Annotated in this window: 17 protein-coding genes; 9 read left to right on the forward strand and 8 right to left on the reverse strand. The window is 62.1% G+C overall.

All coding sequences use genetic code 11. The features are described from left to right. Positions 1-58 precede the first annotated feature (58 nt). Positions 59-1,435, reverse strand: coding sequence for an L-serine ammonia-lyase (locus tag PspS35_RS05810; RefSeq protein WP_159933122.1), 1,377 nt, complete (start codon positions 1,433-1,435; stop codon positions 59-61). A gap of 137 nt (positions 1,436-1,572) precedes the next feature. On the opposite strand from PspS35_RS05810, the gene PspS35_RS05815 reads away from it, so the two are divergent. Both PspS35_RS05815 and PspS35_RS05820 read left to right on the forward strand, forming a co-directional pair. Then, entirely contained in the window at positions 1,573-2,520 is a 948-nt protein-coding gene (locus PspS35_RS05815; RefSeq protein ID WP_159933123.1) for a LysR substrate-binding domain-containing protein, read from the forward strand. Between the two features lie 212 nt (positions 2,521-2,732). Then, positions 2,733-3,143 (forward strand): HPF/RaiA family ribosome-associated protein, encoded by a 411-nt coding sequence (locus PspS35_RS05820; RefSeq protein ID WP_159933124.1) that lies wholly within the window; start codon positions 2,733-2,735, stop codon positions 3,141-3,143. Between the two features lie 51 nt (positions 3,144-3,194). Here the strand turns inward: PspS35_RS05820 and PspS35_RS05825 are convergent, their stop codons facing one another. Then, positions 3,195-4,691, reverse strand: coding sequence for an MFS transporter (locus PspS35_RS05825; RefSeq protein WP_159933125.1), 1,497 nt, complete (start codon positions 4,689-4,691; stop codon positions 3,195-3,197). Positions 4,692-4,797: 106 nt separating this feature from the next. On the opposite strand from PspS35_RS05825, the gene PspS35_RS05830 reads away from it, so the two are divergent. Then, positions 4,798-5,670 carry a LysR family transcriptional regulator gene (locus tag PspS35_RS05830; RefSeq protein WP_159933126.1) on the forward strand — a complete coding sequence of 291 codons (873 nt, stop codon included), beginning with the start codon at positions 4,798-4,800 and terminating at the stop codon, positions 5,668-5,670. Here the strand turns inward: PspS35_RS05830 and fecA are convergent, their stop codons facing one another. The 3 genes from fecA to PspS35_RS05845 form a co-directional block, all read right to left on the reverse strand. Next, positions 5,671-8,010, reverse strand: coding sequence for a TonB-dependent Fe(3+) dicitrate receptor FecA (gene fecA, locus PspS35_RS05835; protein WP_159933127.1), 2,340 nt, complete (start codon positions 8,008-8,010; stop codon positions 5,671-5,673). It abuts the gene before it with no gap. 91 nt (positions 8,011-8,101) lie between these two features. Further along, positions 8,102-9,043 (reverse strand): FecR domain-containing protein, encoded by a 942-nt coding sequence (locus PspS35_RS05840; RefSeq protein WP_159933128.1) that lies wholly within the window; start codon positions 9,041-9,043, stop codon positions 8,102-8,104. Further along, positions 9,040-9,528, reverse strand: a complete 489-nt coding sequence (locus PspS35_RS05845; RefSeq protein ID WP_159933129.1) for a sigma-70 family RNA polymerase sigma factor — start codon at positions 9,526-9,528, stop codon at positions 9,040-9,042. The genes PspS35_RS05840 and PspS35_RS05845 overlap by 4 nt, the downstream gene beginning before the upstream one ends. 170 nt (positions 9,529-9,698) lie before the next feature. Here PspS35_RS05845 and PspS35_RS05850 point away from each other — a divergent pair, with 170 nt between their 5' ends. The 5 genes from PspS35_RS05850 to PspS35_RS05870 are packed head-to-tail and all read left to right on the forward strand — an operon-like array spanning position 9,699 to position 13,461. Next, positions 9,699-10,001: a DUF3649 domain-containing protein gene (locus tag PspS35_RS05850; RefSeq protein ID WP_159933130.1), complete on the forward strand. Its 303-nt coding sequence runs from the start codon at positions 9,699-9,701 to the stop codon at positions 9,999-10,001. After that, on the forward strand, positions 9,998-11,572 hold the full coding sequence (locus tag PspS35_RS05855) for a PepSY-associated TM helix domain-containing protein (RefSeq protein ID WP_159933131.1): 1,575 nt from the start codon (positions 9,998-10,000) through the stop codon (positions 11,570-11,572). The genes PspS35_RS05850 and PspS35_RS05855 overlap by 4 nt, the downstream gene beginning before the upstream one ends. Then, on the forward strand, positions 11,573-11,899 hold the full coding sequence (locus PspS35_RS05860; protein ID WP_159933132.1) for a DUF3325 domain-containing protein: 327 nt from the start codon (positions 11,573-11,575) through the stop codon (positions 11,897-11,899). Positions 11,900-11,908: 9 nt separating this feature from the next. Then, entirely contained in the window at positions 11,909-12,487 is a 579-nt protein-coding gene (locus PspS35_RS05865) for an RNA polymerase sigma factor (RefSeq protein ID WP_174244860.1), read from the forward strand. Continuing rightward, positions 12,484-13,461, forward strand: coding sequence for a FecR family protein (locus tag PspS35_RS05870; RefSeq protein ID WP_159933134.1), 978 nt, complete (start codon positions 12,484-12,486; stop codon positions 13,459-13,461). Before PspS35_RS05865 ends, PspS35_RS05870 begins: the two co-directional genes overlap by 4 nt. Here the strand turns inward: PspS35_RS05870 and PspS35_RS05875 are convergent, their stop codons facing one another. Both PspS35_RS05875 and yejK read right to left on the reverse strand, forming a co-directional pair. Beyond that, a complete protein-coding gene (locus PspS35_RS05875; RefSeq protein WP_159933135.1) occupies positions 13,462-13,812 on the reverse strand; it encodes a glutaredoxin family protein in 351 nt (116 codons plus the stop codon). It abuts the gene before it with no gap. Then, a complete protein-coding gene (gene yejK / locus PspS35_RS05880) occupies positions 13,812-14,816 on the reverse strand; it encodes a nucleoid-associated protein YejK (RefSeq protein ID WP_159933136.1) in 1,005 nt (334 codons plus the stop codon). The genes PspS35_RS05875 and yejK overlap by 1 nt, the downstream gene beginning before the upstream one ends. A 397-nt stretch (positions 14,817-15,213) precedes the next feature. Here yejK and PspS35_RS05885 point away from each other — a divergent pair, with 397 nt between their 5' ends. Continuing rightward, positions 15,214-15,495 carry an HU family DNA-binding protein gene (locus tag PspS35_RS05885; RefSeq protein ID WP_159933137.1) on the forward strand — a complete coding sequence of 94 codons (282 nt, stop codon included), beginning with the start codon at positions 15,214-15,216 and terminating at the stop codon, positions 15,493-15,495. A gap of 97 nt (positions 15,496-15,592) precedes the next feature. Here the strand turns inward: PspS35_RS05885 and rlmF are convergent, their stop codons facing one another. Further along, positions 15,593-16,612 carry a 23S rRNA (adenine(1618)-N(6))-methyltransferase RlmF gene (rlmF, locus tag PspS35_RS05890; protein WP_159933138.1) on the reverse strand — a complete coding sequence of 340 codons (1,020 nt, stop codon included), beginning with the start codon at positions 16,610-16,612 and terminating at the stop codon, positions 15,593-15,595. Positions 16,613-16,740: the final 128 nt, after the last annotated feature.

The following is a 16,740-nucleotide window of genomic DNA, read 5'->3' on the forward strand; positions in this document are numbered from 1 at the left end:
TTATTGCCTCGTTATTATTTTTGCGCGGGCTCACGTTGGGGCGGTCAGGGAATGCTCCTCAGCACTCCACCCAGCTCACGGCCAGGCCGCCCCGTGAAGTTTCTTTGTATTTGTCATGCATATCGGCGCCGGTATCGCGCATGGTGCGGATGACACGGTCGAGGGAAATGAAGTGCTTGCCGTCGCCGCGCAGGGCCATTTGCGTGGCGTTGATCGCCTTGACCGCCGCGATGGCGTTGCGCTCGATGCACGGCACTTGCACCAGGCCGCCGACCGGGTCGCAGGTCAAGCCGAGGTTGTGTTCCAGGCCGATTTCGGCGGCGTTTTCCAGTTGCTCGGGCGTGGCGCCGAGGATGTCGGCAAGGCCGGCAGCGGCCATCGCGCAGGCCGAGCCGACTTCGCCCTGGCAGCCGACTTCGGCGCCGGAGATCGAGGCGTTTTTCTTACACAGGATGCCGACGGCGGCGGCGGCCAGGAAGAAATTGACCACGTCGTCGTCGGACGCGTCGGCGTTGAACTTCATGTAGTAATGCAGCACCGCCGGGATGATCCCCGCCGCGCCATTGGTCGGCGCCGTCACCATGCGCCCGCCGGCGGCGTTTTCTTCGTTGACGGCGAGGGCGAACAGGTTGACCCATTCCATGGCCGACAAGGTCGAGGTGATCACATTGGGCTTGCCGATTTCCAACAGGCTGCGGTGCAGTTTCGCGGCGCGCCGTGGCACATCCAGGCCGCCGGGCAAGATGCCTTCATCGCGCAGGCCTTGCTCCACGCATTCGCGCATCACCGACCAGATATGCAGCAGGCCGCTGCGGATCTCTTCGTCGCTGCGCCACGCGCGTTCGTTGGCCATCATCAGTTCCGAAACGCGCAGGCCGTGCTTGTTGCACAGGGCCAGCAGCTCGACGGCGCTGGAGAAGTCGTAGGGCAACTGCACATCGCTGGTCGGCGCGATGCCTGACTCGGCCTCAGCCGCTTCGATGATGAAACCGCCGCCCACCGAGTAGTACGTTTGCTCGCTGAGCAGGCCGCTGTCGCCATAGGCGTGCAGGGACATGGCGTTGGGGTGGTAGGGCAGGCTTTCGTCGAGTAGCAGGAGATCGCTGCGCCAGTTGAAGGCAATGTCCTGGGTGCCGGCCAGCAATAAGCGGCCGGACTCGCGCAGGTGCTGGATACGTGTGTTGATCGAGGTGGGATCGATACGGTCCGGCCATTCGCCCATCAGGCCCATCACGCAAGCGCGGTCGGTGGCATGGCCGACGCCGGTGGCGGACAACGAGCCGTACAAACGCACTTCCACTCGTCGGGTTTCGGTGAGTAATTGCTGGTCGCTCAGAGCCTTGGCAAAGGTTGCAGCCGCCCGCATGGGGCCGACGGTATGGGAACTGGACGGGCCGATGCCCACTTTGAATAGATCAAAAATACTGATAGCCATGCTAAACCCTTACAAGCAATGGAGTAGGAATCGCTGCCATGTTTTGTAGGACGAGCGCAATTGGCGCGATACTGAGCCTCTAGATCGGCACTGACCAACGAATTATCCTAAGACACCCTTTAGCAGGACTAAACCCTATGGCCCGCCCTCTCCATGGTCAGACGTACGTCTGGCTGCACGTGTTTTCCTGCGCTGCGCGGCATCTGTCGTTCACCCGCTGCGCCGAAGAACTGCACATCACGCCGGGGGCGGTGAGCCAGCAAATCCGGCAGTTGGAGGAGCGCTTGGGCTTTCGGCTGTTCCATCGGCGGGCGCGAGGCGTTGAGCTGAGTGCCGAAGGGCAGCGGCTGGCGGCCACGGTGGGGGAGGCTTACGGCAGCATCGATGCCGAATTGCAGCGGCTGGATGCGGGGATGATCAGCGGTACCTTGCGCCTGCGCTCGATTCCGTCGTTTCTCGGTAAATGGCTCACCCCGCGTTTGCCGCGCTTGCAGCAACGCTTCCCGGACATCCAACTGCGTATGGTTGCCGAAGACAGCAGCATTGCCCTGCACGAGGGCGACTTCGACCTGGCCATTGACTTGAACGACGGCAGCTACCCCGGCCTGTTATCCACAGCCCTGCTGGATGAGCAGATATTCCCGGTGTGCGCGCCCAGCCTGTTGCGCGGTCGCCCGCCGTTGCATGGGCCGGCCGACCTGGTGCATTTCCCGCTGCTGCATGACATCACTGCCTGGCGTGGGAGTTATGAGTACGCCGAGTGGGAGTTTTACCTCAACGCGATCGGCTACCACGACGCCGATGTACGCCGTGGCCACACCTTCAACCGCAACCACCTGACCATCGAAGCCGCCATCGCAGGCATGGGCGTGGCCATTGCGCGGCGCACCCTGCTCAACGATGAACTGGAGCGCGGCACCCTGATCGTGCCGTTCGGCCTGGCCGTGCCCAACCACAAACGCTATGTATTGCTGTATGCGCCGGGTGCGCTGAGCCATCCGGGCGTGCGCGCGGTGCATGACTGGCTGGTGGAAGAGGCGGGGGTTTTTCGCGGATTGCACCCATTGGGAGAGGGGCAATTGTGAGGTCAAAGGGGCGTAAGAAGACATAACTAACTCCCCACCCTAACAGCGTTTTTGCTTGTCGTCAGGGTTAATTTGCAATGTGGAATTTATCTTTGCAAAGGGGTTGAATTGTTTCTCTGGCTGCTCAATTGTGTAATCAAGAGGTCATGGTTTCACCACCCCGGTGTCGCAGTTGTGACCTCTCGCGAGCAAGCTGAAATAAGGGAAGAACTATGCAAATCCAAGTCAATAGCGATAACCATATTGAAAGCAGCATCCGACTGGAGGAGTGGGTACGTACTACCATTGAGAGCACGCTCGAACGTTATGAAGAAGACCTGACCCGCGTTGAGGTCTACCTGCGGGATGAGAACGGTGATAAGCCCGGTCCCCACGATTTAAGTTGCCGCCTGGAAGCGCGGCCAAAAGGCCATCAACCGCTGTCGGTATCTGCCAAGGGCGATACCCTGGAACAGGCCATCGACGCTGCAGCCACCAAGCTGGAGCACGCGTTGGAACATTTGTTTGGCAAACTGCAAGGCAAGCCCCGCGCTGCCGCGAAAAACCAGCCAATCAACAAAGTGAATGAAGACGCGCTGGAACAGGAATTCCTGGAAAACGAAAACGCTGTGATCAACGGCTGACCGGTTTTTCACCCCCTACAAACGGGCCTGCATTTGCAGGCCCGTTTTCGTTTAACTGCGTCGGAAAAAATACCGGCTCAGCAGCGCCAGCCCGCCCGCACCCAGCCCCGCGAACAGCATCGCCCAACCGGCGCCGTTGCGCAGTGCCGCCTGGGCATCATTGAATGCCAGCCCCACAGATGCCAACTGACCGGCTGCAATGCTCTGGCTGATGGCCGGCCACTGCAATGCCGTGCTCGCCGGCATCACCTCAGCCAGTTGGTGGCTGATACCCAGCAACACCACCAAGCCCATCAGCGCGATATTGATTGCCAGGGTAATCAGTCGTGCGCTGAGGTCGATCCCCGACGCCATGCCCGCACGGTCGGCGGACACCGAGCCGGTGGTGGTGTTGGTGGTCGGCGAGTTGGTCAGCGCCAGACCCACGCCCGCCGTCACACAACTGGCCAGTATCAGCCAGATACTCGGGTGTTCGGCGATGTTGGCGGCGGCCATGACCAGAAAGCCTGCGCCCATCACGCCCAGCCCCAGCGGAATAACGCGTTCGGCGCCGTAGCGCAGGGCCAGGCGCTCGGCCAGCGGCGGCACCAGCAAGGTCGGCAAGGTGTAGGCGAGTAGGGCCGCGCCGGTGGTCAGGGTGTCGTAACCCAGCCCGGCCTGGAAGTACAACGGCAGGTAGATCATGAACGGCCAGAAGCTGAAGTTCATGCCGATCGAGCCCATCAACGCACCGTTGAAACGCCGGATGCGAAATACCGCGAAGTCGAACATCGGGTGCGCGCTGCGGCGCTCGATCACGATAAACAACAGCAACCCAACCACTGCCAAAACGGCCCAGCCCAGTTCAAAGCCATTTTCGCTGCCTTGGGTGATGAAGTAGACCAGCGCAAACACCGACAGCGTCAACGTCAGCATGCCGGCGATATCGAGGCGATGGGCGGCCGGGTCGCGGGATTCTTCCACGCTGACGCGCAGCAGTACCCAGGTGAACAACGTCAGCGGCACATGCACCAGGAATACCCAGCGCCAATCCGCCACGGCCAGGATCAACGCGCCGACCATCGGTCCGAAGCCCAGGCCCACACCAGCAATAACGCCCCATATGGCAAACGCCCGCGCCCGCGCCGCCGGTTCGCGGAACAGGTGCGACAGGATGGCGAACTGGCAAATCATCATCGCGCCACCGCCAATGCCCTGGGCAAACCGCGCCGCAATCAGCGTGGAGGCGCTGTCCGCCAGCCCACACGCCAGCGAGGCCAGGGCAAATACCCACAGGCACAAGACCAGCATGCGGCGACGGCCAAAGCGATCGGCCAATGTGCCTGCCGCCATCAACACGCTGGTGCAGGCCAGGGTGTAGGCATTCATGATCCATTGGGCGTCCTGGAAACCGGTGCCCAGTTGCTGTTCCAGCGTAGGCAGGATGATCGGCACGCTGGATATTTCCAGGCCGAACATCAGCGCCACCAGGCATACGGCGGTGAGGGCCAGGTTGTTTCTGGCGGTACTGGACGGGCTGGCGGCCGATAACGTGGCGGCGGGCGGCATGGGATTCTCCTGTGGATAAACGATTGACGTTATTCTCACGGGAATCTTGTTCTTTATTCGTGATAAGTTTTCTTTTGATAGGGGACTCAGGGGCGACAATTGCGCTATGGCCACACCACGTTTTGATGGCGTTGAACTCTTTTTGCAGATTGTCGAAAGCGGCAACCTGACCGAGGCCGCCGAACGGCTCAATCTCACACGCTCAGCGGTGGGCAAGGGCTTGGCGCGGCTGGAGGCACGGCTTGGCACGTGCTTGTTGCAGCGTTCGACCCGTCGCCAACGGCTCACCGAAGACGGTCAGGCCTACTACGAACATTGCCTGCGCGCACTGGCAGAACTGGAGGCCGCCGAATCCGTGTTGGAAAGCGGCCGCCAACAACCACGCGGGCGCTTGAGGGTGAGTTTGCCGCTGGCGTTCGGGCACCACTATGCGGCGCCTGCACTATGGGGATTGATGGATTGCTACCCAGAGTTGGAGATTGATATCTGCTTCGCCGACCGGCTGGTGGATTTGGCCCAGGAAGGCTTCGACGTGGCCGTGCGCATCGGCCCGCTGCCCGATACTGATCGCCTCAGTGCGCGGCGCCTGGGCGAACAGTCCGTGTGCCTGGCGGCGGCACCGGCGTACGTGCAGCGTGCCGGTCCGATTGAGTCCATCGACGACCTTGCCGGCCATCGCGGCATCGCCTACCGCTGCAATACCCCACACCGTTCCCGCGTGGCCTCGCCGCTGCTGATGGACGACCTCCAGGCCGTGGCCGATGCCGCTATCGCGGGCGTCGGTCTGGCCTGGTTGCCGAGTTGGCTGGTGGCCCACTATGTGTTGCGCGGGCAATTGGAAGCGGTCCTGCCGGGCTACCGTGAACAACCCTCACCGATCCATGTGATCTGGCCCACGGCGGCCCATATGCCGGCCAAGACGCGCTGCGCCATCGACGCGTTGGTGGCCGGCACGCCGTCGTGCCTGGCAGGCAGTTGATCAGAACGCGATGGACGTTTGCACGTACACCGTGCGCGGCTCACCCACGTACTTGCCCTTGTTGTTGTCGTCGAATGAACGGGTGAAGTATTGGGTGTTGAAGATGTTCTTCACGCCCACCGCCACATTCAAATCCGACAGTTGCGGGCCGAAATCGTAGCCCGCACGGCTGCTGAACAGCATGTAGCCGGGGATGCGGCCGTTGGCCCCGTTGGCGCTTTCGGCCTGGGTGTTGGCGTTGTCGGCGAACTGGCTGCTCTGGTAGCTGCTGTCCAGGTTGAGTTTCCAGCGGCCTTCGGTGTAACCCACGCCGAGGGTGCCTTTGTGCTTGGACGAGAACGGCACGCGGTTGCCTTTGTTCGGGCCATCTTCGCGGATGGTGGCGTCGACGTAGGCGTAGGTGGCGTACACATCAAAGCCGGCCAGCGCCGGGCTCAAACCGTCGAGGGCATAGTTGACGCTGGTCTCGATGCCCTGGTGGCGGGTCTCGCCACGGGCGATCACCGAGTCATCGGTCTGGTTGCTTTCGTATTGGTTGTCGAAGTTGATCAGGAACGCGCCGATCTCCGCACGCAAGGTGCCGTCGTCGTAGCGGGTGCCCAGTTCCCAGGTGCGGGCTTTTTCCGGTTGCACTTCGCCCTTGGGCACGCGCTTGGCCATCTGGCTGTACTGCACGCTGCCGAACGAGCCTTCGGTGTTGGCGTAGAGGTTCCAACTGTCGGTGAGGTGGTAGAGCACATTCAACGCGGGCAGCGCGGTGTTGTAGTCGCCTTTGTAGTTGAGGTTGTTGACGTGGTCGGTCTGCTGGGACTTGACCATCTCATAGCGCACGCCCGGGGTGATGGTCCACTGGCCGATATCAATACGGTCGTCGATGAAAAATGCATTGGCTTCGGTGCCACCACGGGTGTCGCGGTCGTTGCGGCTGTCAGTGCTGGGGATTTGCTGGTTGTTGGCTGAAATCGGCGTGCGATAGCGCAACTCATGGCCGGCTTCGTTGATATAGCGGTAGCCGACGCCCACTTCATGGCTGGTCGGGCCTAGGTCAAAACCTTGGGCGAAGCGGGTTTCCAGGCCGCGTACCCAATACTCGCGGGGCGACAGCGAAAGGAACGTGCCTTGGTCCAGGTAGCCGCTGCGCAGGGTCTTGGTGAAGAAGCTGTTGACGGTGAATTCACGGCGGTCCTGCTCGTAGCGGTAGCCGACGTTGAACATCGTACGGCGGCCCCAGAACTTGTCGTAGGGGCGGGTGGACTGATACGGGTCCGCCTTGTAGTCCTTGACGCTCAAGCCACCGGGCATATCGGCCTGGCCTTCGTAGTACTGTGCCATAGCGTTGAAGCTGTTGGCGTCGTCGAGCTGGTATTTGCCCTTGAGGATCAGGTCGTCAATACGCGTGGTGCTGTTTTCGCGCCAGTCGCCGCCCCGTGTGCCGGAGTACAGAATCGCGCCGCCCAGGCCGTTTTCGGCGGTGCCGCCGGCGAGCAGGTTGCCGGTGGTCTTGAAGCCGTCGTGGCTGGAGGACGGGCTGGTTTCCGTCTGCAAGCCGCCTTTGACGGTCGGCGCATCCGGGATCGCGCGGGTCACGAAGTTGACCACGCCGCCGACGTTCTGCGGGCCGTAACGCACGGCGCCGCCGCCGCGCACCACGTCCACCGCGTCCATGTTGCCCATGCTGATCGGGGCGAAGGACAGTTGCGGCTGGCCATACGGCGCGAAGGGCACCGGGATGCCGTCCATCAGCACGGTGGAGCGCGACGCCAGGCGCGGGTTGAGGCCTCGAATGCCGAAGTTCAGCGCCATATCGTGGCTGCCGGTGCCGTTGTTGTCCGGAGCGTTGACGCCGGGGATGCGGTTGAGCACGTCCTTGGCCTGGGTAGCGCCCTGGCGCTCGAACTCCTCGCGGCGGATCACGTCACGGGCGCCGGGGTGTTCGAACACGTTGGTTTGCGCCGCGTCGCCGAGCCAGTCGCCGACCACGCTGGAAGTGGCCAGCTCTACTGCCGCCGGTGCTTTGGCCGGTTGCAGGCTGAAGGCATTGTCACCCTCAGGCCGGGCTTGCAGGCCGGTGCCTTCGAGCAGTTTTTGCAGGCCTTCGGCTGCGCTGTAGCTGCCGGACAGCCCACGGCTTTGCATGCCTGCCGTGACTTCGGAGCCGAAGGAAATCAACACGCCGGCTTCGCGACCAAACTGGTTCAGGGCCGCTTCCAGCGACGTCGGGGCAATGTGATAAGGCTTGGCGTCGGCCGCCATCACAGAGGGCAATACCGCAAAACTGAGGCTGGCGCCCAGTAATAAGTGGCGCAGGGTGCGGGCGATTAGTGTCGGCTGCTGGGGCATGAAGAGCGGTCCTGAGAAGGAAGGATCAAGGTGGCTTTCCTTCTCTGTCACGCGAGGGGTGGAAAACGGCTCACAGGTGTAGAAAATAATTTCAGGCGCGCGCCTGTACCGTCACCCAGTAGCGGGTAAAGCGTCGCACTTTCACCGGCAAACTGACTTCCAGCAGGTCGAGAATGCGCTCGCTGTCGTCCAGCGGGTAGCTGCCGGAGATCAGCAGGTTGGCGACCTGCGGGTCGCAATTGACCTGGCCGCGACGATAGCGGCCCAGTTCGCCGAGGAAATCCTCCAGACGCATATGGGCGGCCACCAACATGCCGTCGGCCCAGGCACCGCTGTTGGCGTCGGTGGGGCGCGGCGTGTCCCAGCCTTTGCGGGTGAAGTTGACTTGATGCGCGGCCTCGACGGTCAACGGCAGGCCGCTGTAGGTGTTGGGCATCACCTCCACCTGGCCGTCGAGCACTGCCAGTTGGGTGTGGTCGTTGAACTGGCGCACGTTCAACTGCGCCGCCTGGCTGCTGAGCAGGCCCTGGCCGGTGAGGACGCGTAGCGGCGTCGTGCCGGCGATGCTGCTCAGCATGATCTCGCCTTCGAGCAGGCGGATCAGTCGCTGCTGGCCATCGAAATGCACATCCACCGCACTGCCCGTATTGAGCTGCAACTGGCTGCCGTCGGCCAATTGCACTTTGCGTCGCTGGCCCACGGGGCTGCGGTAGTCGGCGGTCAACGGCGGCAGGATATGTTGCTGGCGCAGGCTCCAGGCGGCGGCCGAGCCGGCACCCAGGATCAGCAGCAACTTCAGCGCGTGGCGGCGGCTGGTGGAGGTCGGCGCGTTCAACGCCGCATGGGCCAGGGGCGAAGGCATGCCGCGCAGGCGCTGGTTGACGTGTTGGATATGGTCCCAGGCGCGCTGGTGTTCGCTATGGGCATTCAGCCAACGTTGCCAGGCGGCCTGCTGGCGTGGGTTGAGCGTGCCTTGCTGCATTTCCATCAGCCAGTGCACAGCCTGTTCGGCAACCTGGGTCGAAAAGTTCATAGGGCAAAGTAGCAGCGCAGGGCAGCTTTATTCAGGTGGCGTTTGACGGTGGCGATGGAGATGCCCAGTTCAGCGCCAATTTGCGCGTAGGTCAGGCCATCGAGTTGGGCCAGCAGGAAAGCGCGCTTGACCAGGGTGGGCAAGCCGTCAAGCAGTTGGTCCAGTTCCACCAGGGTTTGCAGGATGATTGCGCGTTCTTCTTCGGACGGCGCCACGTGTTCGGGCATCTGCGCCAGGGCGTCGAGGTAGGCGTGTTCAAGGTCCTGGCGGCGGTAGAAGTTGAACAGCACGCGCTTGGCCACGGTAGTGAGGAAGGCGCGGGGTTCTACCAGCGTGGGTGTTTCCCGTGCGCTGAGTACACGGATAAACGTATCTTGTGCCAGGTCCGCGGCGTTTTCCGGGCAGCCGAGCTTGCGTCGCAACCAGCCGGTGAGCCAGTGGTGATGGTCGTTGTACAGCACTTCGACGGTGTTGGACGGGCTCAACGCAAACACTCCACAAGCATCGGCATGCTTTAGAGAACAAGAATTGTTCGCATTGTATGACCAGCGACAGCGTTCGGCAATCCGCCTGGGCAGGTGATTCATCCGTTCTGTTTTGCTTATGAGAATATTTATCATTAATATTGCGCGCTGATGAACCTGGCGCCTCCTGCATGAAAAGCAAAACCTCACCTCCCGCGCTCTACCGTCTGGCTGTCACCTCCCGCGTGCTGGCGGCCGTGGTCGGTGGTTATCTCATGGCTTCGCTCGCCGCGATCTGCCTGGCATTGTGGGTGCCAACATCCCGCGCCGATGCCGTGATCACCGGGATGATGAGTTCATTTGTGTTCTATCTGCTGGCCGTACTCTGGTGCTTCGCCTGCCGTACGGCGTGGCGCGCCTGGTTTGGCGTGATGCTGCCGAGCGCGGCGTTCGCCACCCTGGCGGGTGTGGGCTTGTGGATGGTGCGCACATGAAAGAGGGATTCCGCCAGGCTATGGCTTGGCTGCACACCTGGGCCGGATTGATCTTCGGCTGGCTGTTGTTTGCGATTTTCCTGACGGGCACACTTTCCTACTTCAAGGATGAAATCAGCCACTGGATGCAGCCGGAGGTGCAGGCTCATCCCCTGGACAATGCGCGCAGCCTCAGCGTCGCGCAAAACTATCTGCAGCACGTGGCACCCACTGCCGCACGCTGGTTTATCGCCCTGCCGGACAGCCGCGACCCTGGCCTGTCGGTCATGTGGCAAGACAAGGTCGACCCTGGCCGGCGCGGCAATTTCATGCGCAAAACCCTCGATCCCGTCAGCGGCCAAGCCGTAGAGGCCCGCGAAAGCATGGGCGGGGATTTTTTCTACCGGTTCCACTTCCAGCTGCAAATGCCGCACCCCTGGGGGCGCTGGCTGTCCACCATCGCTGCAATGGTGATGTTCGTGGCGCTGATCACCGGCATCATCACCCACAAGAAAATCTTCAAGGACTTCTTCACCTTCCGCCCCCGCAAAGGCCAGCGCTCCTGGCTCGATGGGCATAACGCAGTCGGTGTGCTGGTGCTGCCGTTTCACCTGATGATCACCTACAGCAGCCTGGTGATCTTTATGAGCATGGTGATGCCGGCGCCGATCATGGCCTCCTATGGCAATGACACCCGTGCGTTCTTCAACGAAATATTCCCCGCGACCAACAACGCGCCGGCGTCGGGCCAGCCGGGCAAACTGGCGCCGCTGCTGCCGATGTACGAGCAAGCGCGGGCGCAGTGGGACGGTGGCCACGTGGGGCGGATCGGGGTGAACAACCCAGGTGATGCCAATGCGTCGGTCAATGTCTTCCGTGCCGGCTCCGACAGCGTGGTGCATGAGTTCGACAGCATCGTGTCATTCAACGGGCACACCGGCGAACTGTTGCGCACCAGCGGCGGGCAATCGTTGGCCGCCATTGTCGGCGGCAGTTTCTATGGCCTGCACATGGGCCATTTCGCCGGCCCGGTGCTGCGCTGGTTGTACTTTATCTGCGGCTTGGCGGGCACGGCGATGATCGGCACCGGGCTGGTGATCTGGCTCGGCAAGCGTCAACTCAAGCATGCCAAGAGCGGTGTGATGCCGTTTGAGCTGCGCCTGGTGGAAGTGCTGAACATCGCCAGCATGTCTGGCTTGCTGATCGCGATCGCGGCGTTCTTCTGGGCCAATCGCCTGCTGCCGGTGAGTTTCGCCGACCGCTCCGATTGGGAGGTGCAGACCTTCTTTATCGCCTGGGGCCTGAGCCTGTTGCATGCCATGTTGCGGCGCGGCCGCCAGGGTTGGGTCGAGCAGTTGAGCGTCGGCGCATTGTTGTTTGTCGCCGTGCCACTGCTCAACGCACTCACTACCGATCAGCATTTGGGCGTGTCCCTGGCCCGTGGTGACTGGGCCATGGCCGGCTTTGACCTGACCTGCCTGGGCAGCGGCGTGTTCCTCGCCTGGGCGGCCTGGAAGATGCAACACCGCACGGCGCCGCAGCCCAAGGCCGAACGGGCACGCCCGCTCCATCTCAAGCAGGAGGCGCACTGAATGCTCCTCGCACTGCTGATGTGCTACGCCGGGTTTACCGCACTGTGCCTGGCCACCGACCGACATCATGGCGAACTGCTGCACAGCAAGCCCTCGCCCCGGCGACGCCTGGGGTTGCGTGTGGCGGGCTGGTCGCTGCTTGGCGTCGCGATCTGGCCCGCCGTCAGCGTGGCCGGTTGGGGCCAGGGTCTGGTGGAGTGGTGCGCGGTATTGATGCTTAGCGCACTGTTGCTGGTGCTGCTGTTGCCGTATCGGCCAAGGCTGGCCTTGATCCTGGCGGGCGCCGGCCTGCTGGCAAGCCCCGTTGCGGCCCTCGCCACCCTCTGAGCCCTTGCCATAATGATCAGCACCCCGCCCGAATCCCAGGACAGCCCGCAGGCCGATGCGGCGGGTGGGCGTGCGCATTTTTTGCAGGTGTTTCTGTCCCAACGCTCGCAGATGGAAGCCTTGGTGAATCGGCGTGTGGGCTGCCGCGCCACAGCGGCCGACCTGGTGCAGGACCTGTTCCTGCGCTTCTGGCGGCGGCCGCTGGTACAAGTCGAAGAGCTCAGCACCTACCTGCTGCGCTGCGCCGGCAATATCGCCATCGACCACTTGCGCAGTGAAGGCGCACGGGTGCGCAGCAGCGCAGGCTGGTTGCCCGAGCAGCAGGATAACCAAGGCTGCGAACCCCAGGCCGCACTAGAGGCGGGCAATGATTTGCGCCATGTGGAAGCCGCCTTGCGCAGCCTGCCCGAGCGCACTCGGCAGATTTTCCTGCTCAATCGCATCCACGGCCGCAAATACGCGGAAATCGCCAAGGCGATGGGGCTGTCCCAAAGTGCCGTGGAAAAACATATGATGCGTGCCCTCGAAGCCTGCAAGGCCAGCCTTCGCGAACCATTGCCCCCACGCACGCCAGGGAAAGCACCGTGAACGTTACCCCCACGCCCGACCAGCAACATGCCGCGCTGGCCTGGCTGAGCCTGTTGCACGACCAACCCAGTAGCGGCGACCAGGCAACGTTCAGCCATTGGCTGCGCGCCGACCCGGCACACGTCGAGGCCTACGCCCAGGCCCAGGTGCTGTGGGAGTTGAGCGAAGTGCCCGCGCGCAAACTTGCCGACGAAGACGCCCTGGCGTTGCAGGGCTACCTCAACGCGATGAACACCTCGAAACGTTCGCGTGTGGTGCGCAGGTCCAGTGCCCTGGCCATTGCCGCCTGCCTGCTGTTGATGGTGTCCATGGGCGCCGGTTGGCAGCCATCACGCTGGGTCGATGACTTCGGCGCCGACTACGTGACGGCGGCGGGGGAGGTGAAGACCGTTACCCTGGCCGACCAATCCCAAGTCACCCTCGACGCCGACAGCGCGATTGCCGTGGATTTCAGCCGTGGCGAGCGGCATATCCAGTTGCGGCGTGGCGCCGGTTTTTTCAGCGTGACCCACACCGGCGAATCCTTTGTGGTGCAGGCGGGCAGCGGTGAAGCGCGGGTGCTCGGCACGCAATTCGAAGTGCGCCTGCAACCGGCAGGGGCGCAAGTGACGGTGTTGTCGGGGCGGGTTGGCGTGACCCCGGCGAAACAGGGCCAGCAGCAGATTTTGACGGCAGGCCAGCAAGTGGCCTACGCCGACGGCATTGCCGAGCCGCTGCATGGGGTGGACAGCGAATCACGCCTAGCCTGGCGCGACGGCTGGCTCAACTACTACAAGGCACCGCTGGCCGACGTGGTGAAGGACCTGGGTCGGTACTATCCCGGCCGCATCCTGTTGCTTAACGAAGAACTGGGCGCCAAGCGCGTCAGCGGCAGCTTCCCGAGCAAAGACCCGCAGGCGGTGCTGAATGCGTTGCAGGCGGTGCTTGGGTTCGAGCAGCACAACCTGTTGGGGCGGCTGATCGTGGTGCGCTGATTACTTCAGCGCCGCCATGATTGCTTCGGGGTTGAAATCCCGAATCAACGTGCCGTTCACCTGCACAAACGGAATCCCGCCGCCCCCCAGCGCCTCATACGCCTTGCGCGCCTGGGCATCCTTCTCGATGTCGAACGCCTGGTACGGGATGCCTTTCTGGTCCAGGAAGCGCCGGGTCTGTTTGCAGTAACCGCACCACTGCGTGGAATAGAGCACCACCCGCGCCGAGGTGCGGACCTGCTCTGAGACCACTTGGGACGGGTTGAACAGCCGCTCGATCTTGCCCCAGTTCTGGATCACCACCACCACCAGCAACACCAGCAGGACTTTTTTAAGGACCCCGCCGAGCATCAGTTACGGCGCTTGAGCTGGTCGGTCAGTTGAGTCGGCAGGCCTTTGATGATCAAGGTGCCAGCGGCCTCGTCGTATTCGATCTTGTCGCCCAGCAGGTGGGCTTCAAAGCTGATCGACAGGCCCTCGGCGCGGCCGGTGAAGCGACGGAACTGGTTGAGGGTGCGTTTATCGGCCGGGATTTCCGGCGACAGGCCGTAGTCCTTGTTGCGGATATGGTCGTAGAACGCTTTTGGCCGATCTTCATCGATCAAGCCCGACAGCTCTTCCAGGCCCATCGGTTCGCCGAGCTTGGCCTGGCTGCTGGCATAGTCCACCAGGGTCTTGGTTTTTTCGCGGGCGGACTCGTCCGGCAGGTCCTCGCTTTCGACGAAGTCACTGAAGGCCTTGAGCAGGGTGCGGGTCTCGCCCGGGCCGTCGACGCCTTCCTGGCAGCCGATGAAGTCGCGAAAGTACTCCGAGACCTTCTTGCCATTCTTGCCCTTGATAAACGAGATGTACTGCTTGGACTGCTTGTTGTTCTGCCACTCGGAGACGTTGATCCGCGCCGCCAGGTGCAATTGGCCCAGGTCCAAGTGACGCGACGGGGTCACATCCAGCTCGTCGGTCACCGCCACGCCTTCGCTGTGGTGCAGCAGGGCGATGGCCAGGTAGTCGGTCATGCCTTGCTGGTAGTGGGCAAACAGCACGTGGCCACCGGTGGAGAGGTTCGATTCTTCCATCAGTTTTTGCAGGTGCTCGACGGCGGTGCGGCTAAAGGCGGTGAAATCCTGGCCACCCTCGAAATACTCCTTCAACCAGCCGCTGAACGGGTGCGCGCCGGACTCGGCATGGAAGAAGCCCCAGGCCTTGCCTTGTTTGGCGTTGTAGCTCTCGTTGAGGTCGGCAAGCATGTTCTCGATGGCGGCCGATTCGGACAGTTCCGAGTCGCGGGCGTGGAGAACTGCGGGCGTGCCGTCGGGTTTTTTGTCGATCAGGTGGACGATGCAATGACGGATCGGCATGGGCTTCTCGGCTGGTTGAAGGGGAGCGGTTGGCCTCCCCGAAAAGTCGCCCAGTGTACCGCACCCATTGGGCAAGACGTGCTTTGAAGGGGGTTTTGGACGGCGTCCGACGGTGTATATGCCTTTTTTTCACGGTTTAGAGCGATAAAGCTGACCAAATGGGTAGGTAGAGGCGGATATTTCCCCGTCTCTGTGCTAGTTTTGCCCCGTCTTACGCCAAGTCTCGGCGTTAAGCGTGCATTCAGCATCTGTCAGGTCGAACCAATCCCCGTTTCAAGCATCTATAACCCCGTTCTCCGAGGTTATAAGCCTGGGGTGCCAGGCCTAGACGGTCGGGCTCGACGGCTGACACTGCACTCTGCAATCCATATGAATTTGATAGGGAAGGAACACCACAATGGCTATTACTAAAGACCAACTGATCGCTGACCTGGCTGAAGCAGTAGACGCACCGAAAACTACCGTGCGTGCTCTGCTGGACCAACTGAGCCAAGTTGTTGCTGATCAGCTGGAAAACGGCGGCGAAATCACTCTGCCAGGCGTTGGCAAACTGAAAGTGACCGAGCGTCCAGCCCGTACTGGCCGTAACCCTTCGACTGGCGTTGCCATCGAAATCGCTGCCAAGAAAGTTATCAAGCTGGTTGTGGCCAAAGGCCTGACCGACGCTGTTAACAAGTAAGACGCAGCAAAAAAACCGCGCCCCGGAGTGATCCGGGCGCGGTTTTTTGTTGCCTGCGATTTACTGTGGAGAGGGAGCAAGCTCCCTCTCCACAGGGTTAGTCGCGCACCCAGCGCTGGCGCCAGATCTGCTGCTCGTTCTTGGTCTGGAAGGTCCAGGCCACGAAACGGCTCTGCTTTTGGCCCTGGGACATTTCCACTACCTGGCTTTCCAGCACGCCGGCTTTTTTCAGGGCTGTCTCAATCGCGGGCAAGTTCGACGCTTTTGACACCAGGGTGCTGAACCACAGCACCTTGTGGGCAAAATTCGCGCTTTCGGCGATCAACTGCGTCACAAAGCGCGCTTCACCACCTTCACACCACAACTCGGCCGATTGGCCACCGAAGTTCAGCACCGGCAATTTACGCTTGGGATCCGCCTTGCCCAGGGCGCGCCACTTGCGTTCGCTGCCCTTGGTGGCTTCGTCCATGGACGCATGGAACGGTGGGTTGCACATGGTCAGGTCAAAGCGCTCGCCCGGCTCCAGCAGGCCCAGCAGGATGTGCTTGGGGTTTGCTTGCTGGCGCAACTGGATGACCTTGCTCAGGTCGTTGGACTGCACGATGGCCTTGGCGGCGGCTACGGCGATAGGGTCAACCTCGGAGCCGAGGAAGTTCCAGCGGTATTCCATGTAGCCAATCAGCGGGTAGACGCAGTTGGCGCCCATGCCGATGTCCAGCACCTTGACGATCGACCCGCGGGGGATCTTGCCGTCGTTGACGCTGGCCAGCAGGTCGGCGAGGAAGTGCACGTAGTCCGCACGTCCAGGCACTGGCGGGCACAGGTAGTCCTGCGGGATATCCCAATGCTGGATGCCATAGAACGACTTGAGCAGCGCCCGGTTGAACACCCGCACCGCATCCGGGCTGGCAAAGTCGATGCTTTCCTTGCCGTAGGGGTTGAGGATCACGAATTTCGCCAGTTCCGGCGTGGTCTTGATCAGCGCCGGGAAGTCGTAACGGCCTGTGTGGCGGTTACGCGGGTGCAGAGTGGCCTCTTTGCGCGGTACCACGGGTTTGGCCGTGGCGGCGGTTTTAGGCTTCTTGCGCGCAGGTTTCGGTGTAGTGGGGGCGGTCATGATGATTCTGGTGTTGGCTCAAAGTGGTGGGCATTGTCACACATCCTGAGCCTAACTCGCTCAACTGTGGGAGGAGGCTTGCCCCCGATAGCGGTCGATCAGCCAGTTTATCGGTAGCAGACCCACTG

It is taken from the genome of Pseudomonas sp. S35 (assembly GCF_009866765.1).
Taxonomy (GTDB): Bacteria; Pseudomonadota; Gammaproteobacteria; order Pseudomonadales; family Pseudomonadaceae; genus Aquipseudomonas.

Excerpts from the sequence above, each read along its gene's own strand:
- PspS35_RS05810 (WP_159933122.1), bottom strand. The coding sequence starts at position 1,435 with ATGGCTATCAGTATTTTTGATCTATTCAAAGTGGGCATCGGCCCGTCC.
- PspS35_RS05815 (WP_159933123.1), top strand. The coding sequence starts at position 1,573 with ATGGCCCGCCCTCTCCATGGTCAGACGTACGTCTGGCTGCACGTGTTT.
- PspS35_RS05820 (WP_159933124.1), top strand. The coding sequence starts at position 2,733 with ATGCAAATCCAAGTCAATAGCGATAACCATATTGAAAGCAGCATCCGA.
- PspS35_RS05825 (WP_159933125.1), bottom strand. The coding sequence starts at position 4,691 with ATGCCGCCCGCCGCCACGTTATCGGCCGCCAGCCCGTCCAGTACCGCC.
- PspS35_RS05830 (WP_159933126.1), top strand. The coding sequence starts at position 4,798 with ATGGCCACACCACGTTTTGATGGCGTTGAACTCTTTTTGCAGATTGTC.
- fecA (WP_159933127.1), bottom strand. The coding sequence starts at position 8,010 with ATGCCCCAGCAGCCGACACTAATCGCCCGCACCCTGCGCCACTTATTA.
- PspS35_RS05840 (WP_159933128.1), bottom strand. The coding sequence starts at position 9,043 with ATGAACTTTTCGACCCAGGTTGCCGAACAGGCTGTGCACTGGCTGATG.
- PspS35_RS05850 (WP_159933130.1), top strand. The coding sequence starts at position 9,699 with ATGAAAAGCAAAACCTCACCTCCCGCGCTCTACCGTCTGGCTGTCACC.
- PspS35_RS05855 (WP_159933131.1), top strand. The coding sequence starts at position 9,998 with ATGAAAGAGGGATTCCGCCAGGCTATGGCTTGGCTGCACACCTGGGCC.
- PspS35_RS05860 (WP_159933132.1), top strand. The coding sequence starts at position 11,573 with ATGCTCCTCGCACTGCTGATGTGCTACGCCGGGTTTACCGCACTGTGC.
- PspS35_RS05875 (WP_159933135.1), bottom strand. The coding sequence starts at position 13,812 with ATGCTCGGCGGGGTCCTTAAAAAAGTCCTGCTGGTGTTGCTGGTGGTG.
- yejK (WP_159933136.1), bottom strand. The coding sequence starts at position 14,816 with ATGCCGATCCGTCATTGCATCGTCCACCTGATCGACAAAAAACCCGAC.
- PspS35_RS05885 (WP_159933137.1), top strand. The coding sequence starts at position 15,214 with ATGGCTATTACTAAAGACCAACTGATCGCTGACCTGGCTGAAGCAGTA.
- rlmF (WP_159933138.1), bottom strand. The coding sequence starts at position 16,612 with ATGACCGCCCCCACTACACCGAAACCTGCGCGCAAGAAGCCTAAAACC.